Source organism: Paenibacillus sp. ov031 (assembly GCF_900143165.1).
GTDB classification, from domain to species: domain Bacteria; phylum Bacillota; class Bacilli; order Paenibacillales; family Paenibacillaceae; genus Paenibacillus; species Paenibacillus marchantiae.
The window spans coordinates 551,884-575,792 of record NZ_FRDO01000001.1 but is presented as its reverse complement, the minus strand read 5'-3'; the positions used below and the strand labels follow the sequence as shown (position 1 = coordinate 575,792).

At 48.0% G+C, this 23,909-nt stretch carries 21 protein-coding genes; 6 read left to right on the top strand and 15 right to left on the bottom strand.

The features are described 5' to 3' along the window. The first annotated feature begins 51 nt into the window (after positions 1–51). From BUA17_RS02700 to BUA17_RS02685, 4 genes are all read left to right on the top strand, one after another. A complete protein-coding gene (locus tag BUA17_RS02700) occupies positions 52–966 on the top strand; it encodes a carbohydrate ABC transporter permease (protein ID WP_063563343.1) in 915 nt (304 codons plus the stop codon). A gap of 5 nt (positions 967–971) precedes the next feature. After that, the gene (locus BUA17_RS02695; protein WP_072732514.1) at positions 972–1,811 is read left to right on the top strand and encodes a carbohydrate ABC transporter permease; all 840 of its coding nucleotides are present in this window, start codon (positions 972–974) and stop codon (positions 1,809–1,811) included. Between the two features lie 88 nt (positions 1,812–1,899). After that, on the top strand, positions 1,900–3,216 hold the full coding sequence (locus BUA17_RS02690) for an ABC transporter substrate-binding protein (RefSeq protein WP_072732513.1): 1,317 nt from the start codon (positions 1,900–1,902) through the stop codon (positions 3,214–3,216). A gap of 23 nt (positions 3,217–3,239) precedes the next feature. Beyond that, entirely contained in the window at positions 3,240–4,886 is a 1,647-nt protein-coding gene (locus BUA17_RS02685) for an MGH1-like glycoside hydrolase domain-containing protein (RefSeq protein WP_072732512.1), read from the top strand. A 119-nt stretch (positions 4,887–5,005) separates the two neighbouring features. On the opposite strand, the gene BUA17_RS02680 is transcribed toward BUA17_RS02685, so the two are convergent. Continuing rightward, on the bottom strand, positions 5,006–5,350 hold the full coding sequence (locus tag BUA17_RS02680; protein WP_063563339.1) for a hypothetical protein: 345 nt from the start codon (positions 5,348–5,350) through the stop codon (positions 5,006–5,008). 120 nt (positions 5,351–5,470) lie between these two features. Between BUA17_RS02680 and BUA17_RS02675 the strand changes: the two genes are divergently transcribed. After that, positions 5,471–5,869, top strand: a complete 399-nt coding sequence (locus BUA17_RS02675; protein WP_064638911.1) for a hypothetical protein — start codon at positions 5,471–5,473, stop codon at positions 5,867–5,869. Between the two features lie 237 nt (positions 5,870–6,106). Here the strand turns inward: BUA17_RS02675 and BUA17_RS02670 are convergent, their stop codons facing one another. The 13 genes from BUA17_RS02670 to BUA17_RS02610 form a co-directional block, all read right to left on the bottom strand. Beyond that, the gene (locus tag BUA17_RS02670; protein WP_072732511.1) at positions 6,107–9,280 is read right to left on the bottom strand and encodes a bifunctional cytochrome P450/NADPH--P450 reductase; all 3,174 of its coding nucleotides are present in this window, start codon (positions 9,278–9,280) and stop codon (positions 6,107–6,109) included. A gap of 378 nt (positions 9,281–9,658) precedes the next feature. Next, on the bottom strand, positions 9,659–10,213 hold the full coding sequence (locus BUA17_RS02665) for a glutathione peroxidase (RefSeq protein ID WP_072732510.1): 555 nt from the start codon (positions 10,211–10,213) through the stop codon (positions 9,659–9,661). A gap of 260 nt (positions 10,214–10,473) precedes the next feature. After that, positions 10,474–11,199 (bottom strand): LutC/YkgG family protein, encoded by a 726-nt coding sequence (locus tag BUA17_RS02660; protein WP_072732509.1) that lies wholly within the window; start codon positions 11,197–11,199, stop codon positions 10,474–10,476. Then, on the bottom strand, positions 11,189–12,706 hold the full coding sequence (locus BUA17_RS02655) for a LutB/LldF family L-lactate oxidation iron-sulfur protein (RefSeq protein WP_072732508.1): 1,518 nt from the start codon (positions 12,704–12,706) through the stop codon (positions 11,189–11,191). Before BUA17_RS02655 ends, BUA17_RS02660 begins: the two co-directional genes overlap by 11 nt. After that, positions 12,703–13,431 (bottom strand): (Fe-S)-binding protein, encoded by a 729-nt coding sequence (locus BUA17_RS02650; protein ID WP_072732507.1) that lies wholly within the window; start codon positions 13,429–13,431, stop codon positions 12,703–12,705. The genes BUA17_RS02655 and BUA17_RS02650 overlap by 4 nt, the downstream gene beginning before the upstream one ends. A 67-nt stretch (positions 13,432–13,498) precedes the next feature. Continuing rightward, complete coding sequence (locus BUA17_RS02645; protein ID WP_072732506.1) at positions 13,499–14,260, bottom strand: DeoR/GlpR family DNA-binding transcription regulator; 762 nt, start codon at positions 14,258–14,260, stop codon at positions 13,499–13,501. 1 nt (position 14,261) lies between these two features. Next, entirely contained in the window at positions 14,262–15,755 is a 1,494-nt protein-coding gene (locus tag BUA17_RS02640) for a rhamnulokinase (protein WP_072732505.1), read from the bottom strand. Between the two features lie 241 nt (positions 15,756–15,996). Further along, complete coding sequence (locus BUA17_RS02635) at positions 15,997–16,512, bottom strand: DUF2500 domain-containing protein (protein ID WP_240321300.1); 516 nt, start codon at positions 16,510–16,512, stop codon at positions 15,997–15,999. A 108-nt stretch (positions 16,513–16,620) separates the two neighbouring features. Continuing rightward, positions 16,621–18,423, bottom strand: coding sequence for an oligoendopeptidase F (gene pepF / locus BUA17_RS02630; protein WP_072732504.1), 1,803 nt, complete (start codon positions 18,421–18,423; stop codon positions 16,621–16,623). Between the two features lie 400 nt (positions 18,424–18,823). Next, positions 18,824–19,183, bottom strand: a complete 360-nt coding sequence (locus BUA17_RS02625; protein WP_063563329.1) for a winged helix-turn-helix transcriptional regulator — start codon at positions 19,181–19,183, stop codon at positions 18,824–18,826. A 285-nt stretch (positions 19,184–19,468) separates the two neighbouring features. Beyond that, positions 19,469–20,032, bottom strand: a complete 564-nt coding sequence (gene hxlB, locus BUA17_RS02620) for a 6-phospho-3-hexuloisomerase (RefSeq protein ID WP_063563328.1) — start codon at positions 20,030–20,032, stop codon at positions 19,469–19,471. Positions 20,033–20,037: 5 nt separating this feature from the next. Then, positions 20,038–20,670 carry a 3-hexulose-6-phosphate synthase gene (gene hxlA, locus BUA17_RS02615; protein WP_063563327.1) on the bottom strand — a complete coding sequence of 211 codons (633 nt, stop codon included), beginning with the start codon at positions 20,668–20,670 and terminating at the stop codon, positions 20,038–20,040. Positions 20,671–21,076: 406 nt separating this feature from the next. Further along, the gene (locus BUA17_RS02610; RefSeq protein ID WP_072732503.1) at positions 21,077–22,159 is read right to left on the bottom strand and encodes a lactonase family protein; all 1,083 of its coding nucleotides are present in this window, start codon (positions 22,157–22,159) and stop codon (positions 21,077–21,079) included. Between the two features lie 215 nt (positions 22,160–22,374). Here BUA17_RS02610 and BUA17_RS02605 point away from each other — a divergent pair, with 215 nt between their 5' ends. Further along, complete coding sequence (locus tag BUA17_RS02605) at positions 22,375–23,304, top strand: AEC family transporter (protein WP_072732502.1); 930 nt, start codon at positions 22,375–22,377, stop codon at positions 23,302–23,304. Here BUA17_RS02605 and BUA17_RS02600 read toward each other — a convergent pair. Continuing rightward, positions 23,282–23,872, bottom strand: coding sequence for a DUF2062 domain-containing protein (locus BUA17_RS02600; protein ID WP_063563324.1), 591 nt, complete (start codon positions 23,870–23,872; stop codon positions 23,282–23,284). The two genes, BUA17_RS02605 and BUA17_RS02600, sit on opposite strands and share 23 nt — an antisense overlap. Positions 23,873–23,909 lie beyond the last annotated feature (37 nt).

Here is a 23,909-nt window from a genome sequence, read left to right as displayed (position 1 = left end):
CAATTCTGCGGTGATCACGAATTCACATCCAACCCTGAAGGGAGGCCTATGATGAGAAAGCTGTCCAAGCCGTTATACGGCCAGCAGAATATGACTGCCTATTTGTTTCTGCTGCCCTGGCTCATCGGACTTTTCTGTCTGACACTCGGACCGATGGTTGCGTCGCTCTACCTGTCCTTGACGAAATTTAATTTGTTAACATCACCAACGTGGACGGGGCTCAGCAACTATGTCCAGATTTTTACCGAAGACGATACCTTTCGCAGATCTTTGGGGCTAACGTTTTATTATGTATTTCTATCCGTTCCGCTAAGGCTTGCCTTCGCCCTGCTTGTAGCGATGGCGCTGAACAAAGGGATTCGGGGACTTGGCTTATACCGGACCGTGTATTACATCCCTTCCCTATTGGGAGGCAGCGTCGCTATTGCGATCGTCTGGCGTCAGATTTTTGAGGGAAGTGGTTTGGTCAATCAGTTTCTGAGCTGGTTCGGAATTACCGGACCCGCCTGGATTGCCCATCCCGATTATGTGGTCTATACGATCGTCACACTCTCTGTATGGCAGTTTGGTTCGGCCATGGTTATCTTCCTGGCTGGCCTAAAGCAAATTCCAGCCGATTTATATGAAGCTTCGGACGTTGACGGGGCCGGAAAGGTACGCCAATTCTTCGGCATCACACTCCCGATGCTCTCGCCTGTTATTTTTTTTAACCTGATCATGAGCATGATCAATTCGTTTCAAGCCTTTACACCCGCTTATGTGATCGGGGATGGACGCGGAGGCCCGCTCGACGCAACAATGTTCTATACCTTGTATCTGTATCTGAAAGGCTTCTCGTTCTTTGATATGGGTTATGCTTCTGCCCTGGCGTGGATCATGCTGGTCATTATCGGGGTATTCACCGCAATCGTCTTCCTCACCTCGAAATTCTGGGTGTTCTACGGCGACAATCAGGAAGGGAGATAGTACACATGCCACTAAAGCGACGTTTGGTTCAAGCCGGGAGGCATGTCGCCATTATCCTCTTCGGTCTGTTGATGTTGTATCCGGTGTTATGGTTAATTCTCAGTTCATTTAAACCGAATCATCTCATCTTCACCAATAGCAGCCTGATTCCAACCAGCTTCACCCTCGATCATTTTGTGAATGGCTGGAAAGGATTGCAAGGGGTGTCGTTTGGCCGCTTCTTCGGCAACTCGGCACTGATCTCAGTCATGAGTGTGTTGGGAAATGTGATTTCTTGTTCCCTTGCAGCCTACGCCTTTTCCAGATTAAAGTTCAAGTTCAAAGGCCTGTGGTTCAGCATTATGCTGGTCACCATCATGCTTCCTTACCATGTAACCCTGGTACCTCAGTACATTCTGTATAACGAGCTGCATTGGATTAATACGTATTTCCCGCTCATTCTGCCCAAGTGGCTGGCACAGGATTCCTTCTTCATTCTGCTCATGGTTCAATTCATCCGTGGTATTCCACGGGAGCTGGACGAGAGTGCAACCATTGACGGTTGCGGGCAATCTCAGATTTTTTTCAGAATCGTGGTGCCTCTTCTCGTTCCTGCACTGATCACAACAGCGATCTTCACCTTCATCTGGAGCTGGGATGACTTCTTTAGCCAGATGATCTACCTGAGCAAAATTGATCTGTTTACCGTACAGCTGGGGATTCGGTCATTGTTTGATCCATCGGGACAATCGGATTGGGGCGCACTGCTCGCCATGTCCACGCTGTCTCTGCTGCCTGTGACCATCATCTTTCTGGTATTTCAGCGTTATTTTCTAGAGGGAATCGCAACGACTGGGCTGAAGTGATTACGAAATTACGAAAATACCTGTCCAGACGCAATACGTGTACAACAGATATTATTTTTTTCATTATCCATTGTCAGGGGGATTTCTCATGTTCAAACGATTAATGATCACTGTTATAGCTTCACTCCTGTTATTGGTGACTGCCTGCTCTGGAACGGATCATACCGGCGCTGATGAGCAGAAAGGAACAAAGACCGCTGAAGACGGGCAAGTCGAACTACGCATGATGTGGTGGGGCGATCAAAAACGGGCAGATATTACGAACGAAGCCCTGAAGGTTTTTCAGGAGAAACATCCGAATATTAAAATTGTAGGTGAATTTGCCCCTTCCTCCGGATATTTCGACAAGTTGAATACACAGCTGGCGTCAGGCACAGCACCGGATATTTTCTTCCTTGGGGGTAATGTGGTTGACTACGCCAAAAAGGATGTGCTTTTGAACCTGGACCCTTATGTCGGTAGTGAACTGAATCTGGATGGCATGGATGCCACCATGGTTGAATATGGGCGTCTTGATGGGAAGCTGCAGCATATTTCCGCAGGTGCGAATGCACGGGGTATTGTCGTTAATCAAGCGCTATTCGATCAAGCGGGAATCCCTTTGCCAGCTTCGGATTGGACTTGGGAAGATTATGCTGCAATCAGCAAAGAGCTGTCCGACAAGCTCGGTAAGGGCTTTTATGGAACCTATAATTTCACAGTTGACGGTATGGACATCTTTTTGAAACAACGCGGCAAACAGCTATATGATATGAAGAATGGCACGCTCGGATTTGCAAAAGAAGACATTTTGGAATGGTTCACTTACTGGGAGCAGGCTTCCAAATCCGGAGGTGTGGTCACGCCTGAATTGCAGGTTTCCAACCCACCGGATGATACGAGTAAATCCTTGCTTATTACGGGCAAGGCGGCTATGAGCCTGCTTCCTTCGAATCAACTGGCTGCTTTCCAGAGTCTCACGGAAGATAAGTTAATTCTTTTGCCTGTACCACGGGGTCCAAAAGGAACTGGGGTTGTATTTGAATCCAGTCAGGGGTTGTCCGGTTATGCGAATACCAAACATGCAAAAGAAGTCGCGATCCTGATGGATTTCTGGATTAATGATCCGGACGCAGCCAAAATTCTCGGCAACGACCGCGGCGTGCCCGTTACGGAAGCCAACCGCAATCTGCTTCAGCAAGAAGCGGGACCTGTTGAGGAGATTGTATATAATTACACCAGCTTTGTATCTGAAGCTACAAAAACGGAGCCTTTTGACGTGAGCTATAATCCACCGGGATTCGCTGAATTCTCCAAGCTGGCCCAGACAACCAACCAGGAAATCGGCTTTGGCCGAAAAAGTGTGGAGCAAGCCGTGACTGACTTCTATAATGGCACCGTACGAATTTTTGAATCCAATCAATAATTAACCGCTTCAAGGAGGTCAACATGACAGAAGCCCTGCTGAACAAGCTGCGGCAGATCTCGATCCACGATCATGTGCAGCCAGGAAAACCGGAAGATCAAAAGTTAATACAGGAATGGCAGGCGTCGGGTGTTCGATTCGCGGCATCCGGCGGAAGACTGGAAGCGACTTATTATTCCGCAATGGAGAAGTTACTGACTTGCATTGTGCCCCTGAACGGCAGTGAGCCCATTCTTCAGGAAGGTGGTATCTATCTGGGTTGCTGGCTGGAGAGTACGGGCACCATTAATGCGGAGCTGCTGTCACGTCTGATTCCTTCCGTATCGGAAACGACCTATCTTGCTTTTGCCCGACACCAAAGAGAAGATGGATTGCTACCTTATAAGCTAACGGAGAACGGTCCATCCTTTCGCCAGATTCAGCTCGTTACACCATTGGCACGAAGCGTATGGAACCACTACCAACTTCATGGAAAGAACCGTTCTTTCCTGAAGACTATGTACAAGGCCATGGTACAATACGACGAATGGATTGCAACGTATCGCAATACCCGAGGGACCGGCTGTGTGGAGGCATTTAGCACCTTTGATACCGGGCATGATCTGTCCCCACGGTTCTGGCATGTCCCGGATACACCATATATGAATGATGCTGCGTCCTTCCATCCAGACTCTCCGGTCCTGCCTTTTTTGGCACCAGACTTAACCGCCAATATATATTGCCAGCGCATGTATTTATCCCGAATGGCTGAGGAACTTGGGGAGTCTGGTGTTGATTGGAAAGCAAAAGCTGAAGCCAGTCTGGAAAGTCTCTTCCGCTACTGTTATGACGAAGAGGATATGTTCTTCTACGACAGGAATCGCAATGACGAATTCGTCAGGGTACAGTCCGATGTGCTGCTGCGCGTGATGGCCTGCGAGGTGGGCGACCGTGAATTGTTTGATAACATGCTGCGCCGGTATTTGCTGAATACAAGTAAGTTTTTTGCCAAATACCCGTTTACCTCCATGTCGATGGATGATCCACGGTTCGATCCGTTCTCCTCTTATAACAGCTGGGGTGGAGCATCCAACTTCCTGAGTCTGATCCGTGCACCACATGCTTTTGAATATCACCATCGCTATGTGGAATTGACCTGGGTACTGCAACCCATCTTGTCGTCCCTTTCCAAAGCAACGCGCTTTGCGCAGGCTTTAAGCCCATGGACCGGGGAGGAGGGTTTTACGGAAACCTATTCCCCCTCCATTCTTTGCCTGCTTGATTATGTGGAACGGTTATGCGGCATCATGCCGGTTGGATCGGATCAACTGTGGTTTACCGGTCTTCTCCCCATCGACATGGATCATGGCGAAGAAATCGCTGGTCATACGGCGTACAGCCGTACGGTGAATGGGCTGCATTTTGAATTGGTGAACACGCCAGAACGGGTAACGGTATATCAGGATGGTAAGATTCTTATGGAGGGGCCAGCAGGAATTCGGTTAATTACGGATCAGGGTGGACATTTGGAAGGCGTCATCGGAATGAGCGTGCGCACGATTGAGGGTGAACTGATCTATCGAGGAACATCCATTCCGATTCGAATCAAAGGAAATGAACTCCAGCGGTATATTGAGGGAAGCTTGAAAACAGAACGGGATATCGGCATCATCTATCCTTCCTATCGCTAGTGCGTTTCCCGATGAATAGTTGCAACGCCAAAAGCGCAAGTGGCAAGGGTAGCTCCCCTGTACTTGCGCTTTTACGATTTTACTATCCTAATGGACTGTCCACGAAAATGAGCCTTCGCTTATGCTTTCCGCTCCCACGCAGGGTGGCGATAGAACTCAATCGTATCTATATAGTTCACCGTGTACTTCTGTTCAACTTCCGACAGCTCCAGCAGCTTTCTGTCCATTTGTTTCAAACCCATGACCACATCATGCCGGAGAAGGTCCATTGCAATTTTGCCTACAAAGCCGCCTTCCATCTCTTTATGTTTATTACGAAATTCTTCATTATAGATCAGTTCCGGTGTAAACGATGCTTCAACAAATGCGTTGACAAGCGTAAGCTCATTACCCTCTATCTGTACCGCGATATAATAGTTGCCACGTTCATCCCGAATGAGGTCTTTATACATTTCCACGTCCATCTGAATCACTCCCTATATCTTAAGTTGTACCTTATCATGAGTAACATGGGCGCCATTTCGCTCACCTCTTGCCCTCGTCCATTCATATAGTAGGTATAAATGGCGAACGGAGGATTGCTTATGAATTGGCACCAACTTCATACAGGAAAAACACTTCAACAGCGTCTGGCCGAGTTCCAGGGACATCTGGCAGAATTGAATGCTCCATTGTCTGGTCTGGAACCTGGAATAATTAGAAAAGTATTTCCGCGCAATTTCATCAAAGTCAATCGGCAGTTATTTATTCCACTCAGTTTGTTTTCCATTCGTGTATTTGATGTACCACGAGCACGGCGAGGCATACGGGTAGGCATCCGCACGGTATTCCCATCCGGAAACGCATTTAACAATATCCGACTTGTTGGTGTTGGACTGGATTACATTGAGCTGCAGGGTAAAGGTAAATTCTCCTCACGTATTCTCTTTCCGCTAACTCAGGTCGAATCGATCTATCGTCCAACGAATAAAAAGAAGAAATAATGAGACCAGACATCGCTGAATTCATATCTGTGCCAGTAATCGCCCAATGAGAGAAACAATCCATGCCCTGGGTCAACCCCATGTCATGATATGCATATTTCTCCTCCCTAGTATAACTCATACCTGCATTGGTCTGCTCGGATATTGTGCCATAGCAAAAAGCGGTGAGCACAGAACCTTTCTGTGTCTCACCGTGCAGATGCCTATCAATAATCATTGGAATCAGGAACGTATCACTCAGATGCCTGTCCACACATCCTTGGCATAACGACCTTCCTGCTGCAAACGTTCTAACCACGCATCGGCTTCCTCTGTGGAGTTGCCGCTGACATCAGCGTACGCTTTCTTGAGTGTTGCTTCAACATCAGGTGCCATCTTGCTGCCATCGCCGCAAACATACAGATGTCCACCCTGTTCGAGCAGAGGAATCAGTTTGTGGGCATCATCTCTCATTAGATGCTGCACGTAACATTTCTCTTCCCCGTCCACGCGGGAGAAGGCGGTATGAAGCTGGACAAGGCCCTCTTGCTCCGCAGTTTCGAGTTCATTTTTATATAAATAATCATGTTCAGGGTTGCGACATCCAAAATACAGATGGGCCTCGCCAACCTTCTCACCCTGTTCCTTCAGTACACGTCTTGCCTGCAGGAAACCACGGAATGGAGCTACGCCCGTCCCCGGACCAACCATAATGATCGGAGCCTCTGCAGTTTCTGGCAGTTCGAACCCGGACTCAGGCGTGCGTATGAACATGACAACCTCTTCACCCGGCTTCAAGTTCGCCAGATAGTTGGACGCTATACCTTTATATTCTCCCTGACCACTCCACGCCGGAGCACGCACTACGCTGACGGTTATGCTGGCCTGCTCAGGCTGCACTCGCGGTGAACTGGAGATTGAATAATATCGGGCTTTCAGGGAAGGCAGCAGTTCCAAAAACCGTTCGAAAGGCAGCTCACATGCTTCGTATTTCACCAAATAATCCAGCATGGATATGCGTTTCTTACGCACTTCTTCCATGTAAACAGACTCATCAAGAAGCGCTTCGAGCTCCTTCTTATGCGGTGGGCACACCGTGTACGCCGCCAGCTCCCTCAGTTGGGCCCGAGTTGCCGCTTCCTGAAGCTCCACACTGTGACTGAGCAGATCGACCAGACTAACCGGTTGGTGCAATGGCAGATGAGCTGCGCTGCGACCAGAGGCATCCAGAACCAGATGTTCCGTACCTGTGAATCCATATCGTTTCAGTACTCGTTCTACGAGCTCAGACGGGTTTTGCGGCAAAATGCCCAGGTGATCGCCTTCTTTATACGTTGCGCCTTCAGGCAGTTTAATCTCCAGATGACGTGTGCTTCGTTCACTGCCCGCATCATGAAGTTCCCGATTCTCAAGCACTTCAGCAACATGTGCATCATACGTATCCGCGAGCGGCGTTACCGCCAGTCCGCTGACAAACTGTACTGACAAGGAACTGCGCTCACTACCTGAGCTTGTGTTCAACTTGAGGCCCAGAGTTCGTGCCAAATCCGGCCATAGTTGCTCGGTCCAGTCTCCAACCTGTTTCTCAAAGTCCCCGCTGGCATCACTTTCTCCGATCGGTGATAACCGTTCTGCTCCTTTGGAAGATAACTGCTCATCAATCAAACGCGGGATACGCTGGTACGTGCTGGCCCAGTTGTGATCCCCACATCCGAGAACGGAGAATCGAACGCCTTGGAATTCCCCTGCATCCGCATGTTCAATCCAATCGACGAAATCCTTGGCATTGCTTGGTGGCTGACCATTGTAGGATGCGCTCACAATGATGACGACGCCTTCCTTCGGAAGTTTGCCTACACGATCATCCAGGGTAGCCACCTCGCTACGGAAGCCCTGGTATCTTGCGGTATCTGCGATTTCACGCGCAATGCCTTCCGCTGTCCCGAGATTGGATCCATACAGGACAAGCATCGGGGTGTGATGGGCATTTGCTGTATCCGGCTCTTGTCTTTTGGCAACCGGAGTCGGTTCCTCCACGGCAACACCCGGCACAGCCATGACCGGTTGACCCCCGCGTGCACGAACACGAATCGTGAAGTTATCGGGTTTGAGCGTCAACGTTTCTTTCACTTTCAACTGATAGTCCGCATGATCGATGAATTCAAAATGCTTCAGGACCATTCCTAGCACAAGTGTTGCTTCCTGAAGGGCGAACTGCTGACCGATGCAGGCCCGCTGGCCATTACCAAATGGTTTATAGGCGTCATGTGGTACCTTGCTCGGATCTTCGAACCGTTCCGGTCGGAATTCCTCCACATCGTCACCCCACGCGTCGCGGTCCCGATGCAGCTTGGGAATGAGTACACTGACACTATCCCCTTTTTGCAAAGGATATTTCCCGTCCAGAATAAGGTCTTTCTTCGCGTATAAGGAGAATGCCGGAGCCGTAGGCCACAACCGCAATGCTTCGTTCAGAACCATGCGAACATATTTCAGATTGCGGACCTGATTGTATGTCGGAACCGGATCTTTCAGAATCTGATCTGCTTCAGCTTGAGCCTTGGCAAGGGTATCCGGGTTTTTCATTAAATAATAGATGGCAAAGGACAACAGGCCACTCGTCGTCTCATGTCCAGCAATCAGGAAGGTGATGATCTGGTAACGGATATTTTCATCGTCCAGCGTTTCCCCGGTTTCCGGGTCCTTGCCACTAAGCATATGGGACAACAGATCGTCCGCCCCTTCCTGGGGCTGCTCCTTGCGCTCCGCAATAATATGATCCACCAGAGAGTACATCGAACGGATATCCTGCTCAAACTGTTTCTTTTTCGTGATCATCAGCTTGTCTTGCAGACGCAAACGCTGCAACGAACTCATCGATTCGTCCAGTGCTCGAACCATACTGGTAATGAAGGGATGCGGTTCTTCCCGGTAAAAGCTGTTAAATCGGTAGTTGAATCCACACAATCCAATCGTATCCAGGGTGAGACGAGTCATATCATCAGGTACGTTAACCGTCTCATCCGGATTCAATCTGGACCACTTCTGCACGAGTTGTACAGCGAGATCAATCATTTTGTTGTGATATCCCTGCATCGCACGCTGGCTGAAGCTGGGCAGCAACACATTGTGAGCTTTTTTCCAATTCGGTTCTTGAGTCCAACTCGTAAACAGGCCATCTCCGGCAAATGCACGTACCTTCTCCAGCGGTGCCCATACCCGTTTATCGAATTTGGATTCGTCGGTTACCTCGGCTACCAGTTCGTGACCTGAAATATACAATTCACTTCGGCCAGGATAATCCATTCGAAAAATGGGGCCATACTCTTCAGCGAGTTTCACCAGGGATTGTACAGGCTCATCGGTATTTAACTGTGGTAAGTTTCCTAAAGGCCCAAAAGTTTTGGGTTGGGGAACTGAAATTTGCGCCATAATACTCACTCCTCTTCCAAGTGTTACGTTCGACTAAAAAATAATACCTGCGTTCAACTACGACTTCAGATCAACAGACATGACTACATTTTCTGCAAATTTTCATATTTCATCCAGATAACCTGAAATTCATACCGGAACCAACTGACCAAAATGGTATATTGGTCAGTTTAGATTAAAAAAAATGGGTTCCTTCGTTATCTTTCTTTTACCCTAACATTTCCAGTCCTAATCTTCAAGAGTCTCAAAGTCGTAGGACCAATGGGTATCCATCCGAATTGGCATGAGTAAATTTCCCCTTTGGTCCCTCCATATAGAGATTATTTTGCTCTGAACGAAAACTAGAATTTCGAAGATACACAGTTCATTAAACTCAAACTAGGCCTGTCTCAGCAGGTTCCGAATCGCTGACTCCATCTCTATCGGTGCAACCGTAGTCTCATAGCGACCACTCACTTCCCCGGTTCGATTAATCAAAAATTTGGTGAAATTCCATTTGATTCCGTCTCCCCGGTATAATTCGGGATGTTTCTCCTCTAGGAATTGATCCATCCACCGACCTTCTTCCGATTCCACGTCATAACCCTCAAATGGGGCTGTATCGACCAGATAGCGAAACAAAGGATGTATGGACTGTCCGGTAACCTCGATCTTCTCAAAAATCGGAAAGGATATATGAAAATGATTCCTACAATACTGAGCTATCTCATCATTGTTGCCCGGCTCCTTCTGATTAAACTGATCACAGGGAAACGCCAGGATCTCCAGCCCTTGATCACGATACTGCTCATACAGGTGTTGAAGCTCCGTAAATTGTCGAGAGTAACTGCACTTGCTGGCTGTATTCACGATAAGTAGCACTTTCCCCTCAAAAACAGATAAATCGCCCACGTGTCCATCCATGAATGGAACCTGATAAGAAAATATACTCATTCATAACGCCTCCTTGGTCGGTTCTCACATGAACCTATCTTGAAATGGATTATACGCCGCTTCTCTTGATAGGTTAAATATATAATAATTATAATATTAATAATTTTTATCTATAGAATATTTTTATCTACTGCCATATGATTGAATGGCTCATGATCCCTTTCATAATGGACATACTAGACATAGAAAAAACTGCCCTTCGCAGACAAAAAGCTGCTTTTGGACAGTCATTCGTTAAGGTTGTGCATTTCGAAATGTAGCTAACCCATAATAAGACCATATACAATCCCCGGCCCATGAACACCAATCGTCAAATCATTTTCAATATCAGAAGAACGACTAGGACCGGAAATAAAATGTATGCCTGCCGGAAGATTCTCTCTTCCCGCTTCATCGAATCGATCAAGCGTTTCACCAAGTCTGGTGTAGAGCCGTTCAACTGGAATAATAATGATGAGTACGGTTGGCAATAGACTCACTGAGCGTCCCTTTTCTGGCGAAGAAAGCACCGTGACAGAACCCGTATATGCTGTGGCATAATCCGCCATTACTACACCGATATCTGCCTCGGCTGCCCGTGCCTTCCAGTTCTCCTCTGCTTTGCTGTTCCATACAGAAATCTGCACATCGGGAAGTTGCTCTTCCAATCCAAGATCCGTCAGCGCCTGTTCATTCTGACGTATGATATATTTCGCACTCAATTCATGAGATTTATTAGCGATAAAGTCCGAAGCTTCGCCAATGTCTCTTACCCGTGCAATATGAGCACCTACACTCACAAAATTATCGGTAAATGCCTGTATGCGTTTATCTATGTCCCAGTCCAGATCCGTCCAGAATGCGGGTGCACCTCGAAAAGGTTGGGTCGGAGCATGTGTCTGCCGTGGTCTTCTCAATTTGGACGCAATGTCATTCATAAAGTGTTCCTGCTTCGCACGAGATTTTTTCTCCAATTGCTCCAGCCATTCCTGATGTTCAGTGTTCATGTTGACCACCACCCCCCTCGCGCTCACGCAGAATCTGTTCCATTCGATCCCGAACGGAAGAATCCATTTCTTTCTTCTCCTGATTCAGCTCCTGATCCAACTTGTTCCATTGCTGCCGGAAGGAACGCTTCGCGAGGCTTGGCGCAACCCGATAGCTGTTCCAGCCTTTGAGGGGCCCAAGTTTAAGTGAAATTCCGTTATTCCGAACAATGGCTTTCTGACCAATCTGTCCGAGACGTATAGCCGCTCCGAATCGTTTAGAATTGGATACAACCGCTGCAAAACCTTTCATACCAGCGCTCTCAAGCTTATTGCCATGGCCCTTTTCCACCTTGCGTCTGCGTAAATATACGAGCATATCATGCAGCGGAATTTTGACAGGACAGGCTTCATAACAGGCTCCGCACAGACTGGAAGCACCCGCGATGTCGTTCCATTCATCGATGTTGCCATTGAGTGCAGGTGTAAGTACCGCTCCAATCGGTCCACTGTAGGTTCCACCATAGGCATGCCCGCCGATATGACGATACACTGGACAAGCGTTCAGACAGGCTCCGCAGCGAATACAGTTCAACAGCTCCTGAAATTCGGGATCACCCAACTGAAGTGAACGTCCATTATCCACGATAATAATGTGCATTTCATCTGGTCCGTCCCCGTCTTCTGTTCGACGAGGGCCGGTTATGCCTGACATATACATCGTCAATTTTTGACCTGTCGCGGAGCGTGGCAGCAGGGTTGCCATCACCTCGAGATCCGTCCAGGATGGAATGATACGCTCCATGCCCATTAAGGTAATCTGTGTTTTTGGCACGGTGGATACCATGCGGGCATTGCCTTCATTTTCAAATAGGACCATGGAACCCGTCTCAGCAATGGCAAAATTGCAGCCGGTCATGCCAATATCTGCTTCAAGAAACTTCTCACGCAGCTTTTTGCGTACAAATCCAGCAAGTACGGTGGTGTCCGGTTCCAGAGTTTCACCCGCTTCCTTGGATAACAGGTCCGCAATCTGGTATCGATTTTTGTGAATAGCCGGAATGACGATATGAGATGGGGCTTCACCTGCCAATTGAATGATGTATTCGCCCAGATCGGTCTCTATCGCTTCAATGCCTGCGGATTCCAATACATGGTTGAGATGTACTTCCTCGGACACCATGGACTTGGATTTCACCACGGTGGAAGCCTGCTTGCGAGCCGCAATATCAAGTGCTATTGCGGCTGCCTCTACCGAAGTATCCGCAAAATGAATATGAACCCCATTGGCACGTGCATTATTGACGAATTCATTCAGGTAATAATCCAGATGTGCGATCGTATGCAGACGAATCTGACGTCCACGTTCGCGCCATTCTTCCCAGTTGCCATGTTCTTCGGATGCGGACTTCTTGCCATTACGCAATCGCTCTGTCGTAAACTTGACGGCTTTCCGCAGGAAGTCATCATTCAAAGCCAGTTCTGCACGTTCTTTGACGGTAACATCCATTACACCGGGTTGACTCATCCTGTTTGCACCCCCTCATACAGCAGTTCGGCCAAATGCATCACTCGCACTGGTTCATTCCTATACCGCAGGTTACCTGCGATATTCATTAGACAGGCCATATCCAGTCCTACCAATACTTCAGCTTCCGTTTCTTTGATGTGATCTACCTTTTCTGTGACCATGGCACCAGATATATCCGGCATTTTGATGGCAAAGGTACCACCAAAGCCGCAGCAATCCTCTCCGTAAGGAAGGGGAACAAATTCCAAACCTTTTACTGCCGAAAGTAATGCCATAGGCTCATCCTTTACGCCTAACAAACGGCTGCCATGACAGGAGGGATGATATGTAACCTTATGTGGAAAATGTGCACCCAAATCCGTGATGCCAAGCACCTGAACGAGAAACTGCGTGAATTCGTAGGCTTTGGCTTCCAAACGTTTAGCCTTATCCAGCCATACAGGTTCATCGACAAACAGCTCGGGATAATGATGAATCATGTACGTACAGGAGCCCGAGGGACAGACGACAAAATCACTATCATCAAAGGCTTCCAGAATCGTTTTGGCGGCTACCCGTGTCTCATCCCAATACCCGCTGTTGTAGGAAGGCTGACCGCAGCAGGTCTGCACGGGCGGGAAATCCAACCGAACGCCATGAGCGGCGAGCAATCTCACCATCGCCTCCCCCACGCGGGGATATATGGCATCGCTGAGGCAGGTAATGAATAAGGAGACCTTCATGATTACACGCTCCTATAACTGATGAATTGTTGTTATAACGCATATAAGTATCAAATACCGTATTGTTTTATACCCTTGTGATTGAGATATCATAGCTGTTCAGTCGTTCTATCAAATCATCATCAAGCGACTGATCTGTGATCACCGCATGAACCGCATTTAACCCGGTTACCCGGGCAAATGCACGAACTCCAAACTTGCTCGTATCTGCAAGCAAAATGACCTGGTCGGATATGCCGACCATTTTCTGCTTCAACCGTGCCTGAAGCTCATTGGATTCACTGATTCCGCCACCTTCCAGATGCACACCTTTACAAGAGAGGAACAATTTATCGACATGATATGTCTCCAGGGAACGTTCGGCGAGCGGACCAACAAAAGACAGAGATCGTTGGGCCAACTGGCCACCAGTCGAGATGACTTCAATCTTGTCCCTGCTGCTCAGTTCGGTGGCTACCTGTATGGAGTTGGTCAATACGGTCAATGGCATATCTGGCATATTGGCCGCCATATACCCTGCTGTCGTGCTGGCATCAAGTAGAATTCGATCACCCGGACGAATCATGGATAGAGCCGACTGGGCAATTCTTTTCTTTTCCTCTGCATGTGTTGTTTCCCTTACCCGGTAAGGGATCTCCGGCTGCTCTTCCTTCACGCTGACAGCGCCGCCATGGGAACGGCGCAGTCGCCCTGCTTGCTCCAGCCGGTCCAGATCACGCCGAATGGTCTCTTCTGTTACCCGGCAGTGCTCACTAAGCTCGGATACACGCATGCTGCCCTTAACATTAACCATCTCCACAATTCGGTCATAGCGCTCTGCTGCCAGCATGTTACACCTCGCTTCCAGCCTGTGATTTGGGCGAAGCCGTCAACCTTAGGAATCTACCGTAGGCCTCTTCCCAGATGGGTCTGTCCTTTGGCTCATAATCGGTAACTGGGAATGAATCACGTATGACCTTGCGGGCTTCCCATATATCCTTAAAGGCTCCGCTTGCCATCCACTGTACAGCCATGTTCCCGATCGCACTACCTTCTGCTGGCCCCGCCCATACCGGTTTGCCAATGGAATTGGCTGTCCACTGACATAACAAGCGATTCTGAATGCCACCACCGACCATATGCAATCCATTAAAAGACTGTCTGGACAGTTGTTCTGTCCATTCCAGCACCCTCCGATACTTCAGTGCAAGGCTCTCCAGAATAGAACGGGCAATAGCCCCCTGATCTTGCGGCTCAGTCTGCCCTGTATCACGGCAATATTGTTGTATACGAGAGGTCATATCCCCTGCTGGCATAAACCGCTCATCATCGGGATCAAACAGACTCGCAAATGGAGGAGCAAGTTCCGCCCTGCTCAGTAACTCCGCATAGCTGATTCCCTGTCCTTTCCGTTCCCATTCACGCATGCATTCTTGCAAAATCCACAGGCCCATGATGTTCTTAAGCAAACGGAACGTACCACCTGCCCCGCCCTCATTCGTAAAGTTGAGCGCCAAACTCTCGGAACTGATGGCGGGGTGATCAATCTCCGTGCCCATAAGTGACCAGGTTCCGCAGCTTAGGTAAGCAAATGAACGCTCTGTTGCCGGAACAGCCACAACCGCCGAACCTGTGTCATGCTCTGCAACCGCAATAACCGGAATGGCAGATAAGCCAAGATCACTGCAAATGCTGCTGCGCAGCTGCCCCACTCGAGTACCTGGCATGACTACTTCTCCGAATAGTGTCTCCGAAATACCGATATGTGCAAGCAGTTCACCGTCCCAATGCCCTGTGGTTGGATTGTATAGCTGTGTTGTGGTGGCGTTGGTAAACTCATTCACCGCTTCACCGGTCAGAAAGTAACGAAGCAGATCGGGGATCATGAGGAATCGCTCCGCTTCGTTAAGCAGTGGGGAGCCACTTCGCTTAAGCGTAGCCAACTGGTACAGTGTGTTAAAGCTAAGAAACTGGATGCCTGTGCGTTCGAAAATTCGCTGAGAGGTCAATTCCTTACGCACCTGATCCATCATGCCGTTAAACTGTGCATCACGGTAATGATATGGATTGCCCAACAATTCACCATGACTTCCAAGCAGTCCAAAATCAACCGCCCAGGAATCAATCCCCAGACTTTCAGGCTGCTCCCCCTTTTGTTTAACAAGGTTCAGCCCTTCCAGCAATTCATGGTGCAGCCTCAATATATCCCAGTGCAGCCGCTCCCCCGCTTTTACCGGCTCATTCTTGAACCGATGGATCTCCAACGTTTCCATTCCCCGATCATTCAGATGACCCAGCAGTGCTCTCCCGCTTCCAGCACCCAAATCATACGCCAGCACACTCACCGCTCTTCACCAGCCCTTCATCCCATACTATATTTTCGCTCTTGAATATTTCTTGATTTCAATCATAGCTGCTCTGCACTTTATTCTTTATTTTGTTGTTTGTTTATTTTTGTTTTATACTGTTTTGCTTTATTTTACGAGTATATCATCATTGTAAGCGTTTGAATACCCTGTGATTAGTTTCTTTTACCCATACCAAAAACGACTCTCTCCACTCGGGAGGAGCCGCCTTCCTGTTATTTTACGTATAAAAGCTGTTTTTACTAACACCGGACTGGGGCTGCACATCTCTTTCAAAATGCTTAAACCTTGTCCCCTGATATGTCAGCATGCCTCGGTCATGTTCCACAAGCATACCGTAGTCACTCCCACCTACGTTCAGTTCTACCCGTTCACCGTTGTCGAGCTCAAATGTAATGTAATAGTAAGTGGAAGCCCTGCTGTCCCCTGTTCCCCCGCTAACTCTAGTTCGCTTTGCCACAATCGTTGAATGCAAGGTTAACAGCGCTGATGCATTATTCGATGACCAAGTGCGTACCCCTGAAATAATGGCATAAACAATGACACCGGCAATGATGAGAAAAACGCCACCGATAAAAATGGATCCAAACGCACTCATTGCTCCAAACTCATTGAATCCAGCAAAAAAACCACTCTGATTGCCCTCAAATCCCGGAACATCATTCATGTCATCAAAAATACCGAAGCCATCCATGCTTAACCAGCCCAGTGATGAAGATATGCTCAATGACGTCATTCATCATCGTTCCCTTCTCCCTGCAAATTAAGATGCACCGCCCCCTGCCAAGGAGACGGTGCACGCAGACAACCCTACAAGCCTTGTCCGTATACTATATGAACCTGATTACGAATACAGACGTTCAAGTTCATCGACCAGACTGCCAACATAGGCAACAGCAGCACGAATCGGCTCAGGTCCAGACATGTCCACACCCGCAAGCTTCATCAGCTCTTGCGGATCAAGGCTTCCTCCCGCTTTCAATGCATCAAGCCACCGATCAACGGCAGGCTGCCCCTCTTCCCGAATCAGCTGTGCAGCAGCGGTAGATGCCGTCAGACCTGCTGCATAGGTATATGGATACAATCCCATATAATAATGAGGCTGTCTCATCCAGGTCAGTTTGGCCCCTTCGTCAATCACCAAATCAGGCCCCCAGAACTCGGAGAGGATGTTGCCTTTCAGCTGACTTAATGTCTTCGCTGTGATAGGTTCATCCTTGGTTGCGAGTGCGTACACCTGACGCTGCAACTCACCTTCAAGAAGATGCGTAACAAAGTTATGGTAATACGTATTGAGCAATTGCAAAATGACCCAACGACGCATTCTCGGATTATCAGAACGTTTCAACAAATGATCTGCCAGCAGCATTTCATTCATTGTCGAAGGCGCCTCTATGAAATAGAGGGACGGTCGTGTATTCGTAAGACGTTGGTAATGCCCGGCAAGCATGAAATGTCCAGCATGTCCCACTTCATGGGCAAGTGTAAATGCTCCGCGCATATTGTTTGCCCATGAGATCAGGATATAGGAATGAGAACCATATATGGACGAACAAAAAGCTCCTGTCGATTTGCCCGCATTATCTGCGTAATCTACCCAGCGCTCACTAAATGCACGCTCCACAATGTCGCCATATTCCGGTCCCATCACGGCAAGAGCTTCACGAATGAGCGTGCAGGCTTCCTCATATGTAATGGCAGGGCTGAATTCAGGGTCCAGTGGTGCTTTCAGATCACAGAACATCAGCTTGTCCAGACCTAACTCACGTTTCTTGAGAGCTGCCAGTCTGCGCATGTGAGGTGCGAGTTCCTGCTGGATGATGTCCAGTACATTGTTATACATCTCTTTGCTTACCTGCTGCGGGCTGAGCAGCATATCCGTAACATCATCATATCCACGCAGCCTGGACATGACGACCTGTTTCTTCACTTCGGTTGCGTAACCTTCAGCAAACGTATTTTTGTAATCATTCAGCTTGGAGCTGAATGCAGCATACGCAGAGCGGCGCAGCTTTGTATCCGATGACATTTCATAATTATTCTCATAGAATGACCAGGACAGCGGGCGGTTATTGTCATCGCCATCAAGTGCATCGTCAAACGTCATGTCTGCTAATTTACCACGCAGATAGATCCGGTATGGCGAGTCCAGCACTTCCCCGAGGGAAGCGAGTACCTTCTCCGTTTCGGGCGAAAGACGATGTGCCTTTTCCTGAATTAGACGATCCAAACTGCGGGCATACGGCTGCAAACCCGGAAGTTCTTCAATATAACGTTTAACCGTTCCATCCGGAAGATCCACGATCTCGGAATTCACAAAAGACAAGGACGACGACAAATTCGATAAGATGTCACCCGCCTTGGCTGAATTCTCAATATTCACGGGATTGGTACTGTCCTCCGACTGTTTCAGCCGGGCATATGAAGCCGTTTTGCTAATGCGTTCCTGCAAAGCTTCACGGGCATCCAAACAGGCCAGCAGCTGCTCTGCTCCTTCGCCCAGATGTCCTTTGAATGTTTCGATATGGGCAGCAGCATCAGGCAGTGATCTAAGCTCCCGCTCCCACTCTGCGTCAGTCCCAAACAAGTCTCGCAAGTCCCAGGTAGTCTCTTGGTTTACTTCATCGCGTGTACGTATTTTTTCCATCGTTAAATGTCCTCCTCCTTGCATTTCCAATATCTCTCATCGTATCATATTCGGAGCATTTATGCCTTACATATCCTAAAATGAGCCTTTTGGTACAAGGGATTATAGTTTGAACTAAAGAATATTTACACATACCACTCCGATGACAGAACAACCTTCCGATCGCTGTTATCCCCAGATTTTTTGATCCCTATTTTAAAGGGGAAATCCGGGGATAAGCATATGCTTCCGATGCAGCCTTCTTTCAGAAAGCTTTTAGGCGAACGCTTCGCTTCTTCAGGCTATTTCTGCCTTCTACGTTTCAAGAAAACTTTTTTAAAACTGTCAGTGAATTAGAGGGAAAGAAAAACCGCCAGGTAATGGAAGTGTCCATTTACCAGGCGGTTCGTCTGACTATAACTTATTCTGATTTCCAAATTACATTTTCACCATAGTTTTTACCCCAGTTATACATCGCATGCAGCACGGGCATCAGGCTCTGTCCGTGATCCGTCATCGTATATTCCACACGAGGAGGTACTTCTGCATACACCTTGCGCTCAATTAGCTTGTCTTCCTCCAGCTCACGCAACTGGTTGGTCAGCATCTTTTGGGTAATATGAGGAATCAATCGCTTCAATTCACTGAAACGTTTGGTGCCTTCAAGACCCAGATGCCATAAAATAATCAGTTTCCATTTGCCGCCAATAACAGCAAGGGTCAATTCTTTCTCACAGTTGATCTCTTTCAAGTTGATGCGTTCCTTGACTTCGGTTGCCATGGCTCGAGCCCCCTTTTCTTCCACTCAATATTATATCGCTAAAATGCATTTCGCATATCACAAGAACACTCCGCAACAGGAGAACTTGCCGCTCCCTTGTATCATATAACGGGTTCATTGGTTCGATACAGCTTGTATACATTCTACTACAGCAAGACTCTGATGTTAAGCAAACCCCGAATCAGACCACAAACAACGATAGCAGAAAAGACCGGAACTCCCTCTTGTTTAAGAGGTATTCCGGTCTTCCATCTATTCTACTTCATCAAGTTTATGACATATGGTCTATTCCAGGTTGGCATGACGCCCAAACATGTCTGCTCCAGTCATACTCTTCATTTCCATCATGGTGAGCACCAGTGCATCCATGCTCATTAGCAGCCCCTGTTCAAACAGAGAGCCCATCGGCTGAATGGTCACTTCGGTTCCGGCGGTCGCCGTATCCTCTTTGGCAGAGGCAGTAAGACGAACCACGGTATCGGACAGCTGTCCAATGGTGGACTCTGGTTTAATTGTGATCAGACCCACAGGAGCACCTGCTTTACTGGCCTTCTGAGCCATCGCTGCCAGACTGCCTGTCTCCCCTGAGCCTGAGCATAACAAGAGGAAGTCTTTCGGAGAGATCCCTGGCGTAACGGTCTCCCCAACTACATATACCCGCAGACCCATCTGCATCAATCTCATCGCAAAAGCCTTTCCCATCAGACCGGATCGGCCTGCGCCTGCCACAAAAACCTGTTCGGCAGCCAGAATATGTTCCGCCATGGCCTGCATCTCCGAGTCGTCGATCTGGCTTAGCGTACGTTCCAGCTCCTTCAAGATGTCCACTGCGTATTGTCGGCTGCTCATCTGTCTTACCCTTGTTGAACCAAACGTTGCATCTCAGCTGCAACTTTAGCTTTGTCTGCTTGTCCAGTGATACCGCCACCCACAATCACCAGATCCGGTTGTGCTTTGATCACTTCAGGCAATGTTTCCAGCTTGATGCCACCAGCTACAGCTGTTTTTGCATTTTTCACGGCTTGTTTGATCGTTTGCAGATCTTCGAACGGGCTTTGTCCTTCAGCTTGCAGGTCATAACCTGTGTGTACACAGATGTAATCTACGCCAAGCGAATCAACTTCTCGAGCACGCTGTTCAAGATTAGGCACGTTGATCATGTCCACAAGAACTTGTTTGTTTTGTTTCTTCGCTTCTGCTACTGCACCTTTGATCGTACTATCATTGGTTGCCCCAAGCACAGTGATCAGATCCGCACCAGCTTCAGCTGCTTTCATGATTTCATAACCACCAGCGTCCATAATTTTAAGGTCTGCAAGAACTTGCAGATTAGGGAATGCTTCTTTCATCGCTTTTACCGCGTGCAAACCTTCATTAATAACGATTGGCGTACCAATCTCAACGATATCGATATATTGTTCAACTTCTTTAACAAGTGCAATACCTTCAGGGATGTTTACCAAGTCCAATGCCAATTGCAATTTCACGATTCATTTCTCCTTTTGTTGTTCGAGTATGAGTATATCCTGTAAAGGATGTTAAAATATTTAGCCTGCACCGTTCAGCCAGTTCAGATGCATGCAATGTTTGTCATGGCTACTCATTCATTGTAGAACCCGACTATCCGTTAAGGAAGTACGCACTTTGAAGTCAGGTAGTTACTTTCACGATACTATTGATTGAATTACATTGTTATATGAACTTAAATTTGAAAATAAGTTATCGTTCACAATCCACATATGTGGTTATCTGCGAATTCATGTGCTCCTCTTCTCATCAAAAAAGACCCCGCCACAAGGACAGGGTCTTTCCAAAGTATCAAGTCAACAAGATTATACAAATTGATCCTGAAAACGTATTTAAACCTCTCGGTTAATCATTCAAATCTTGGATTTACAAATAAACAGGTTTCACGCATACCGGCTTGGATACACCTGTGCTGTGGCCTGTGTATTTCAGACGCCCGCTCTCCTGATCCACTGTAAAGGAAACGATATTGTTGGTATCGCGGTTAGCTGCGATCAGCAGTTTGCCATTCGGAGTCAAAGCAAAGTGACGTGGGTGTTCACCCTCAGCAGATACATGCTCAACCAGTTTCAAATGTCCTGTTTCAGCGTCTACTGCAAATACCACGATGCTGTCATGCCCGCGGTTCGAACCGTATACGAAACGACCATCGTTTGATACGGCGATTTCAGCTGTTGTGTTTTCACTGCCGTCATAGCCGTCAGGCAATGTGGACACGGTGGAAACCTCTGTCAACGTGCCTGCTGCTGCATCATAACGGAAAGTCGTAATGGAAGAATCCACTTCGTTAATAACATAGGCGAATTGACCGTTCGGATGAAATGCCAAGTGACGAGGTCCTGCACCCGGATGTGTTTTGGTTTCACTGTGCAGTACGAGTTCATTCTTGCCTGCATCAATGGAGTAGATTGCGATTTTGTCCGCACCCAGATCCTGTACCATCATGTATTTTCCATCCGGGCTGAAGAATGCAGAATGCACATGCGGCTTGTCCTGACGTTCAGGATGCGCACCTTTGCCTTCATGTTTCTTTTCATCCAGAAGCACGCCAACTTCACCGTTATCCGTCAGGGCTTGCAGACCCACCAGACCACCGTGGTAGCTGGAAAGGATCAAGTAACGTCCGGAAGGATCACGTTGGATATGACATGGTGGAGCCGAAATGGAGTCATGACGATTCAGCAATGACAATTTTCCTGTTGAAGGATCAATGCTCAGAGCTACAGCTTCAGACATTTTATTACCTTCGGCAGACGCCGTCTCACCGATCGCATACAGTTTATTACCTTCAGCATCCACGTTTACAAACGTTGGATTTTTCACGCCCGCGATGCCGTCAAGCTTGGAGAGGTTACCTGTATCCTCATTCAATTCATATGCGTAAATGCCCTCATTTTCCGCTTCGGCATAAGAGCCGACCAATACGAGCAAGCGTTTTGATTCACTCATTACAGTTTCCTCCTCTATGTGTATGTAATCTGGTTGCACCTCTTCTATAATAAATCTGCCATATCAAAATAGCAATCCACCGCCCCTGCGCATCCCATCAAAGAAGTGGCATTCACATCGCTCATGACGTAAGACAATACCAATATCCATTCCGACAAAGGTCAACTTCTGCTATGATAAAATAGGTTTTTCATCCAGAAAGGACTGAATTTCGATTGTTTAATTCATTTCTGCTCACGTTATATCATGTATTTCTGCCCATATCGCTTCCCGTAATCGGAGGCATATTGTTAAAACGGTTCAAAAATTGGGATACTCGGCCGCTGTCGACCTTTTCCCTCTATATTTTGAGCCCTGCGCTTATCTTTGATACACTGCTGCATGCTGATATTACATGGACAGACGTAACCGGCACATTCTGGTTCTCCATCATCAATCTGATCGCCCTGTGGGCACTTGCTGAACTGCTGAGCCGAATATTCCATCTTGGGGCAAGCGAAAAAGCGGGACTTACCCTTGTCTCCACGTTTACGAACTGCGTGAATTATGGGCTCCCGCTTGTGTTGCTTGCCTTTGGACAGCTTGGATTGGATAAGGCTTCGGTATATGTCATCGGACAGATGATCATTGTAAACACAGTAGGTATCTTTTTTGCCGCCAGATCTGAATTCACGGTCAAAAATGCGATTCTATCCGTCTTCCGTATGCCTTCCATCTATGCTGCTGCGATAGCCATCATCCTACGTGCATCCAATCTGAGCTTAGCAGTGGCACTGGATGGAGGCATCTCCATGCTCGCAGCCGGTTACTCTCCTGTCGTACTGGCCATTCTCGGTGCACAGATGCTCAGACCACGTGGTTCCGTCGAACCTTGGAAACCTAACGTGCGCAAAGCGTTCTGGACTGGACTTATAGTACGGCTTGCTGCAGCACCAGTACTCTCATATCTAATCCTGACTGCACTTCAAATTGAAGGAACGTTATTCAGTGTGCTGCTGATCCTAGCGTCCATGCCGACCGCAGTGAACGCCGTAATTTTGGCCGAGCAATTCAATGCGTCTCCGCAGTTTGTGTCCCGCTGTATTCTGTGGACAACTGCTGCGTCCATGGTCATTCTGCCGATCATGATTGTGATGTCTTCCTGATCAGCACGGAAGCTGAAGTTGGAGACATCGCTGCCTGCTTGCGTTTCTCCAACCGACGTTCAAAGCGACGTTTGAGTGCTCTGACATAGAAGAACTTGACGACAAAGTAAGAAATCACACCCAGGATGACCCCAAAGACGGACATGCCTGCCAGAATATCCAGACCACCCCGCAATAGTTCACTTAGCGCGGACCAGTTACCGCGAAACAGCTCCATAAAGGCACTCTCATGAACAAGCCCCTGCCCCATGCTGTGCGCCGGCAATATCCAGGAACCAATTTGCTTGGCAAGCGGCATCAATATGATGGGCAGGAAAGTTAGCTTGCCGACCACATTGCCCACAATAGCCGCTGGCAGTGAACCACCGGACAAACGTACAATCGGATAGAACACGAGATATACCAGTGATGCTGTGGAAATGACGATCAATTCCAGACCAAAACCCAAAGCAAATCCGGTAGATACTTTATGTGCCCCGCCGGGAGCACGTAACAATTTGAGAAAATTAAGCTTCAAAGCACGTGTTAAACGCGCAAAACGTGAGTTTTTGCTTTTCTGTAGGTTCATACCGAACTTCCCCTTATCTTACACAAATGACGGCTCA

Excerpts from the sequence above, each read along its gene's own strand:
- BUA17_RS02700 (WP_063563343.1), top strand. The coding sequence starts at position 52 with ATGAGAAAGCTGTCCAAGCCGTTATACGGCCAGCAGAATATGACTGCC.
- BUA17_RS02695 (WP_072732514.1), top strand. The coding sequence starts at position 972 with ATGCCACTAAAGCGACGTTTGGTTCAAGCCGGGAGGCATGTCGCCATT.
- BUA17_RS02690 (WP_072732513.1), top strand. The coding sequence starts at position 1,900 with ATGTTCAAACGATTAATGATCACTGTTATAGCTTCACTCCTGTTATTG.
- BUA17_RS02685 (WP_072732512.1), top strand. The coding sequence starts at position 3,240 with ATGACAGAAGCCCTGCTGAACAAGCTGCGGCAGATCTCGATCCACGAT.
- BUA17_RS02680 (WP_063563339.1), bottom strand. The coding sequence starts at position 5,350 with ATGGACGTGGAAATGTATAAAGACCTCATTCGGGATGAACGTGGCAAC.
- BUA17_RS02675 (WP_064638911.1), top strand. The coding sequence starts at position 5,471 with ATGAATTGGCACCAACTTCATACAGGAAAAACACTTCAACAGCGTCTG.
- BUA17_RS02670 (WP_072732511.1), bottom strand. The coding sequence starts at position 9,280 with ATGGCGCAAATTTCAGTTCCCCAACCCAAAACTTTTGGGCCTTTAGGA.
- BUA17_RS02665 (WP_072732510.1), bottom strand. The coding sequence starts at position 10,213 with ATGAGTATATTTTCTTATCAGGTTCCATTCATGGATGGACACGTGGGC.
- BUA17_RS02660 (WP_072732509.1), bottom strand. The coding sequence starts at position 11,199 with ATGAACACTGAACATCAGGAATGGCTGGAGCAATTGGAGAAAAAATCT.
- BUA17_RS02655 (WP_072732508.1), bottom strand. The coding sequence starts at position 12,706 with ATGAGTCAACCCGGTGTAATGGATGTTACCGTCAAAGAACGTGCAGAA.
- BUA17_RS02650 (WP_072732507.1), bottom strand. The coding sequence starts at position 13,431 with ATGAAGGTCTCCTTATTCATTACCTGCCTCAGCGATGCCATATATCCC.
- BUA17_RS02645 (WP_072732506.1), bottom strand. The coding sequence starts at position 14,260 with ATGCTGGCAGCAGAGCGCTATGACCGAATTGTGGAGATGGTTAATGTT.
- BUA17_RS02635 (WP_240321300.1), bottom strand. The coding sequence starts at position 16,512 with ATGACGTCATTGAGCATATCTTCATCACTGGGCTGGTTAAGCATGGAT.
- pepF (WP_072732504.1), bottom strand. The coding sequence starts at position 18,423 with ATGGAAAAAATACGTACACGCGATGAAGTAAACCAAGAGACTACCTGG.
- BUA17_RS02625 (WP_063563329.1), bottom strand. The coding sequence starts at position 19,183 with ATGGCAACCGAAGTCAAGGAACGCATCAACTTGAAAGAGATCAACTGT.
- hxlB (WP_063563328.1), bottom strand. The coding sequence starts at position 20,032 with ATGAGCAGCCGACAATACGCAGTGGACATCTTGAAGGAGCTGGAACGT.
- BUA17_RS02610 (WP_072732503.1), bottom strand. The coding sequence starts at position 22,159 with ATGAGTGAATCAAAACGCTTGCTCGTATTGGTCGGCTCTTATGCCGAA.
- BUA17_RS02600 (WP_063563324.1), bottom strand. The coding sequence starts at position 23,872 with ATGAACCTACAGAAAAGCAAAAACTCACGTTTTGCGCGTTTAACACGT.